This is a genomic window from Moorena sp. SIO3E8, assembly GCF_010692445.1.
GTDB lineage: Bacteria > Cyanobacteriota > Cyanobacteriia > Cyanobacteriales > Coleofasciculaceae > Moorena > Moorena bouillonii.
In genome coordinates this window covers 39596-46091 of record NZ_JAAHHM010000009.1, presented here as the reverse complement: position 1 = coordinate 46091, position 6496 = coordinate 39596, and the positions used below count along the sequence as shown (strand labels likewise).

General features: G+C 43.4%; 5 protein-coding genes. 4 read left to right on the top strand and 1 reads right to left on the bottom strand.

The window, feature by feature from the left end; all coding sequences use genetic code 11:
- On the top strand, positions 1-1895 hold a 1895-nt coding region (locus F6K46_RS06100; RefSeq protein ID WP_293054432.1), incomplete at its 5' end, for an Ig-like domain-containing protein.
- Positions 1896-2033: 138 nt separating this feature from the next.
- On the opposite strand, the gene F6K46_RS06095 is transcribed toward F6K46_RS06100, so the two are convergent.
- Positions 2034-3272 carry an HhoA/HhoB/HtrA family serine endopeptidase gene (locus F6K46_RS06095; RefSeq protein ID WP_293054435.1) on the bottom strand — a complete coding sequence of 413 codons (1239 nt, stop codon included), beginning with the start codon at positions 3270-3272 and terminating at the stop codon, positions 2034-2036.
- A gap of 877 nt (positions 3273-4149) precedes the next feature.
- On the opposite strand from F6K46_RS06095, the gene gloB reads away from it, so the two are divergent.
- The 3 genes from gloB to rplI all read left to right on the top strand — a co-directional run bounded on the left by gloB (position 4150) and on the right by rplI (position 6313).
- Entirely contained in the window at positions 4150-4923 is a 774-nt protein-coding gene (gene gloB, locus F6K46_RS06090; protein WP_293054438.1) for a hydroxyacylglutathione hydrolase, read from the top strand.
- Between the two features lie 137 nt (positions 4924-5060).
- On the top strand, positions 5061-5606 hold the full coding sequence (locus tag F6K46_RS06085; protein ID WP_293054441.1) for an EF-hand domain-containing protein: 546 nt from the start codon (positions 5061-5063) through the stop codon (positions 5604-5606).
- Positions 5607-5854: 248 nt separating this feature from the next.
- On the top strand, positions 5855-6313 hold the full coding sequence (rplI, locus tag F6K46_RS06080; protein WP_070394253.1) for a 50S ribosomal protein L9: 459 nt from the start codon (positions 5855-5857) through the stop codon (positions 6311-6313).
- Positions 6314-6496 lie beyond the last annotated feature (183 nt).

Here is a 6496-nt window from a genome sequence, read left to right as displayed (position 1 = left end):
TTGACGGAAACGGCACTGTAACCATTCTCAATGATGCCAGCAATGGTACTGCAGTAGTGGATGACAATGGCACTGCTGAAGACTCCACTGATGATTCTGTGATTTACACTCCTGATGATGGTTTCAGTGGAGCTGATAGTTTTACCTATGAGTTAAGCAATGGTCTGATTACTAAGACTGCTACTGTTGACATTGATGTTGCTGCTGCTGTTGACGAGAACAGTCTGATTGCAGTAAATGACACCGCTACTACTGAAGAAAATACAGCGGTAACCATTGATGTTTTAGAAAATGACACTGATATTGACGGAAACGGCACTGTAACCATTCTCAATGATGCCAGCAATGGTACTGCAGTAGTGGATGACAATGGCACTGCTGAAGACTCCACTGATGATTCTGTGATTTACACTCCTGATGATGGTTTCAGTGGAGCTGATAGTTTTACCTATGAGTTAAGCAATGGTCTGATTACTAAGACTGCTACTGTTGACATTGATGTTGCTGCTGCTGTTGACGAGAACAGTCTGATTGCAGTAAATGACACCGCTACTACTGAAGAAAATACAGCGGTAACCATTGATGTTTTAGAAAATGACACTGATATTGACGGAAACGGCACTGTAACCATTCTCAATGATGCCAGCAATGGTACTGCAGTAGTGGATGACAATGGCACTGCTGGAGACTTAACTGATGATTTTGTGATTTACACTCCTGATGATGGTTTCAGTGGAGCTGATAGTTTTACCTATGAGTTAAGCAATGGTCTGATTACTAAGACCGCTACTGTTGACATTGACGTTGCTGCTGCTGTTGACGAGAACAGTCTGATTGCAGTAGATGACACCGCTACTACTGAAGAAAATGCAGCGGTAACCATTGATGTTTTAGCAAATGACACTGATATTAACGGAAACAGCACTCTGACCATTGTCAATAGTCCCAGCAATGGTACTGCAGTAGTGGATGACAATGGCACTGCTGGAGACTTAACTGATGATTCTGTAATTTACACTCCTAACAATGGCTTTAATGGATCTGACAGTTTGACCTATGAGTTAAATAATGGTCTGACTACTAAGACGGCTACTGTTGACATTAACGTTACTCCTGTTGAGGATGTTGCCTCTTCTGCGGATATTTTTTGGCGTAATTCTCAGATTGGAAGCAATCTTGCCTGGATCATGAATGGCACTGAGTTGGATCAGTCAAATCCAATTCAAGCGGAATCAGCTGATAGTCCCTGGGAGATGCGTGGTGCTGGAGACTTCGACGGCGATGGGCAAAAGGATATTCTCTGGCGTAATACTAATACCGGAGATGTGAACTTCTGGCTAATGGAAGGCTCTCAGTTCAAAAGCACAGCATCTAGCAGCCAGGTATCAGACCTCAACTGGGAAATCCGTGGCACGGGAGATTTCGACAGTGATGGAGAAGAAGATATTCTCTGGCGTAATACCAATACCGGAGAAAATGGGGTTTGGTTGATGAATGGTACGCAGCTGGATCAGGGAATCTTTATTACCAGACAGAATAATGGTGAGAATTTGCTGGTAGCGGAAGACGGTCTATGGCAAATGCAAGGTGCTGGAGATTTAGATAACGATGGTGACGCGGATATTCTGTGGCGTAATACTCAAAACCAAGATGTCTACTACTGGCGGATGGAAGGTACTGAGTACGTAGAGTCAGTGTTGATTGCCTCACTACCAATCAGCGGTGAGTGGGAAATTCGTGGTACTATGGACTTTGACGGTAATGGTTTTGACGATGTCCTGTTGCGTAATGGCACTACCGGACAAAATGAGATCTGGCGGATGAATGAAACGGGGCTGCAGGAGGCAGTAGCCACCGAGTCCTTAACAGGGCAGACCTGGCAAAGCTATGTCTAATATGCCAGTCTGCTTAATCACTCATTAGTCAATAAGTCAGCATTCAGCATTCAGCAGTCAGCTGAATGCTGATGTGATCCAAAGCCTGATAGCTAAAGTGATTAACCGAACTTGATATTAATGTAATGGTTTCAACGACTACTTACCAGTAGGAAAAGCACCAGGTCGCACAGTCAATTTGGTATCTCGTTGATTGCGACGCAACTCTAGGATTAAATCACTGCCTACTTTGGTTTTAGCCACAGACTTCTGAACTTCTGTGGCATCTTTGACTGGCTGATCATTGATTTTGCGGATCACATCACCCGCACGCAATCCTGCTTTGGCAGCTGGGGAATTAGGTATTACTTTGGCAATCAATACCCCTTGTTCTTCATCAACCATCAACCCAGCATTGGGATTACTGTTGATCTGTTGTTTAACCTCTGGGGTTAAGGTTACCATCTGGATTCCCAAGTAAGGATGTTCTACTTTACCGTCAACAATCAGTTGCTCAGCAATTTCTTCCACCGTATTAATGGGAACGGCAAATCCTAATCCTTGAGCACCCCGAATAATGGCTGTGTTCATGCCAATCACTTCACCGGAGGCATTGAGCAGGGGTCCACCGGAGTTACCAGGGTTAATAGCAGCGTCGGTTTGGATAAATTCCACTCGCTTATCAGGAACACCGACTTGAGAGCTAGAACGACCGGTAGCACTAATGATGCCAGTGGTTACAGTACTATCTAAACCAAGGGGATTACCAATTGCGATCGCCCATTCTCCTGGGGTGAGTTGATCAGAATCACCGAGAGCAACAGTAGGTAAGTTTTCCGCCTCGATCTGGATCACAGCTACATCTGTCAAGGGATCGCTTCCCACTACCGTCCCTTTAAATTGGCGACCATCCTTGAGGATTACATTAACACTATCCGCACTATCGACTACATGGGCATTGGTGAGAATATAACCATCGGTATCGATAATGAAACCTGAACCAGTACCCTGTTCAACTCGCTGTTGGGGTACATCGGGAAATGGAAACCTAAAAAATTCCCGGAACATCGGGTTTCTAAAAGTATCTGGCACTCTACTGGCTACGGTTCTAGAAGCGTTAATCCGCACCACTGCTGGTCCAACTTGTTCTACCACATTGGTGATAAAGTTAGGATTTTCAGTCACCACAGGTTTAGTGCCTGGAAGCCTAGCTGTTTTGTTCTGAGGGACAATTGCTTGAGGGGATGTGGATTGGGGAACAGAGTTACGTAATGCTACATAACCGCCGGAAAAGCCTAACCCTGCTCCCAGTAACAACAGTGATACATAAGTTCCTGCTTTTTTTAAGGGATTACGGGTGGTGTGATTAGATTTGGGGGTTTGATGGTCTACTAGCATAAGATTCTGTTGACAAAAGGGTAGATCGACATCGGAGGCAGTGGGCTTGATAGTGGTTTTGAATCAGTTTCTGAATGACTAGGCTTTGATAATTCAGGATTTACGCACCAAGATTATTAAAACCGGTTTGTTGTTGTCTTGATCCCAAGCGCGAGTGGGGGGACCCCCGCGTGAAGGCTTAGGTGCACTTTCCGTTCTCCGTAGGAGACGCTATAAATCCAAGGCTGAAATAAGTGTAATCACCTGTATAAAATCGGTTGGCGGCGTAAGTCCTATAATTTAATCTAGACATCTTCTGTTAATTTTCTGTGAGAGCAGTGTTTAACTTAGATTAAAATTATTGAGGGTCTAAACCTGAATACAATTGGCCATACAATTAGCAAGGGAAACCACGCTTTGCTTCGGGGGCTATAGCTGACGGGGCAACGAGGCAGAAATATTCCCTATCCAATATGATCATTAGTCTAGCGCATTCGCCTAGTCATGGAGGTTGACAATACTACTAATCTGTGATGGGTTAACCGAACATGCATACACTTCTAAGATGAAATAGTGTCACAAATGCTACTTATAGTGACTTGGTAATGGATAATAGGTAATTGGTGATTTGCTAACTATTACTGATTACCTAGGACTTGTGTTCAAGGGTAACTTTGATTCAGATAATTTTGGTTTAAGGACACGAAAAATATTGGAGGTTTATCCAAAAAAAACCTATTTAATAGTAGGTTGAATAAGAAAGATAAAGTTGGTAAATTGCTCAAGAAATACCTAAGGATAAAAAATCATAAAGTAAGGTATAATATCCCTAGCATCTGTTGTTGTTAAAAAACTAAAAACTATAAATTATTGTAAGTGAAACAGATGGTGTAAAACTATGCAGATTTATCGACTTCCAGCCCTTTCTGACAACTATATCTTCTTATTACACGACCCCAAGCAGAATATTGCTGCTGTGGTTGATCCAGCGGAGGCTAAACCGGTGATACAGCGTCTGAAAGAACTGGATGCCGAATTAGTGGCTATTTTCAACACTCACCATCACATGGATCATGTGGGGGGAAATCGACAGTTGATCCAGCAGTTTCCAGATGTATGTGTATATGGGGGAGCTGAAGACCGGGGTCGGATTCCTGGTCAACAGGTGTTTTTAGAAGAATGCGATCGCGTCGAGTTTGGTGATCGCCTTGCTCAAGTCTTTTTCGTTCCCGGACACACCAGAGGACATATTGCCTACTACTTTCCCCCAGTAGTCCCTGGTGAAACCGGTGAACTTTTCTGTGGCGACACCCTATTTGCGGGGGGCTGTGGCAGACTATTTGAAGGAACACCAGGCCAAATGGTAGAATCCCTAGGCAAGCTAAGGGATTTACCAGATAATACACGAGTATGGTGTGCTCATGAGTATACCCTAAAAAATCTCCAATTTGCCCTGAGTGTCGATGGTGAAAACCCGGACTTACAAGAGAGATTTGCCCAAGTCCAAGAGGCGCGTAATCGTAAAGAGGCAACGGTACCCTCCGAGTTAGGGGTTGAAAAGCACACCAATCCATTTTTACGTTGGGATGAGCCTGCCCTACAGTCGGCTGCTCAAGCAAAAGAACCCGTTAAGACATTTGCACGGTTACGGGAAATGAAAGACCGATTCTAACATTATTGATAAAGCCTTGATCAAAAGCCTTGATCAAGGGACATATTTCCTTGAGAATATGCCCCTTGATTAGTTGGATTATAATCAAGTTTGACTTAATAAATTTAGTTAATCCAATTGAGCAATAGAAAAAAACCATGCTTAGCGAATTGCAGCAGAGAAAATTGACCAGGTTGTTTAACCTGTACGATCAGCAAACAAATGGTATTTTAACCCAAGCCGATTTTGAACGTATTACTGATAACCTTGCTGCGATCAGGGGTTGGACACCGGGCTCGCCATATTATGACAATCTTCTTGCTATTTACATGAGGATTTGGAATGGCGTGCAGAAATTTACCGACCAGAATCAAGACCAGCAAGTGACCTTGGATGAATGGTTGACTTATCACGAAAATGTACTGAGTGACACCGACGGGAATGAAGCAGTAGTCAATGCTAAAGCGGCAGGGATTATTTTCCTATTGGATTCTGATAAAGACGATAAAGTTACTCTGGAAGAATACCGACAATTTTTTCAGGCTTACGGTATTGACGACAGTCAAATTGAAGAAATTTTTGGACGCTTCGATCAGAACAATGATGGTTACATTGACAAACAAGAGATATTAGATCTAGTTACCGAATTCTATTACAGTCAGGATCCAGAGGCTCCAGGAAATTGGATTTTCGGTTCTTACTGATGATTTAGTTTTGGCTATTGGCGGATATGTTATCCCCGAAAGGGTTTAAAAAGTGTTTTAATTGACACCGAGCCCTCAGGAATCAGGAATAAGCAATCAGCCCTCAACCCTCAGCACTCAGCACTCAGCACTCAGCACTCAGCACTCAGCACTCAGCACTCAGTTGCGATCGCTTACATATTGTCGTAAGATTGAATGTTTGTCGAAGTATTATCCTTCACTATAAACTATACCCGAAATTAAACACTATGGTAAAACGTGTACAAGTCGTTTTAAGCAAAGACGTTCACAAACTCGGAAAAGACGGTGATCTGGTAGAGGTAGCTCCCGGCTATGCTCGCAATTATCTCATTCCCCAAGGAATTGCAGTTAGGGCTACCTCTGGTGTTCTCAAGCAAGTTGAGCGGCGCAGAGAGCAAGAACGGCAGCGTATCCTCGAAATCAAGCGACAAGCTGAGTCCATGAAGACTGCTCTACAAACCATTAGCCGCTTTACTATCGCGAAGCAGTTGGGCGAAGATAATGCTATCTTCGGTACTGTTACCAGCCAAGATTTGGCAGATGCCATCCAAGAGTCTACTGGCAAAGAAATAGACCGCCGAGGTATAACTATACCTGAGATTAGTCAACTTGGTTTCTATAATGCAGAAATTAAGCTTCATCCAGAAGTTACAGCCACTGTAGAAATTCATGTTGTTCCCAAATAAGTTAATTAATAGTTTGTTTAGTTTGTTGAGAGTTGACTGTTGATTGTATCATCCTGTCAACTCTCAATTAAACAACAGGTGCGACCCGTGATGGCGAGGTATTGCTCGCCATCACGGAAAGCGCACCTGAGGTGCTTAATTTGTTCAGATTGTATTAGTCAGGCTTTAGCTGTTCGCGTAGCT

Coding starts and splice junctions, on each gene's coding strand:
- F6K46_RS06095 (WP_293054435.1), bottom strand. CDS start 3,272: ATGCTAGTAGACCATCAAACCCCCAAATCTAATCACACCACCCGTAAT.
- gloB (WP_293054438.1), top strand. CDS start 4,150: ATGCAGATTTATCGACTTCCAGCCCTTTCTGACAACTATATCTTCTTA.
- F6K46_RS06085 (WP_293054441.1), top strand. CDS start 5,061: ATGCTTAGCGAATTGCAGCAGAGAAAATTGACCAGGTTGTTTAACCTG.
- rplI (WP_070394253.1), top strand. CDS start 5,855: ATGGTAAAACGTGTACAAGTCGTTTTAAGCAAAGACGTTCACAAACTC.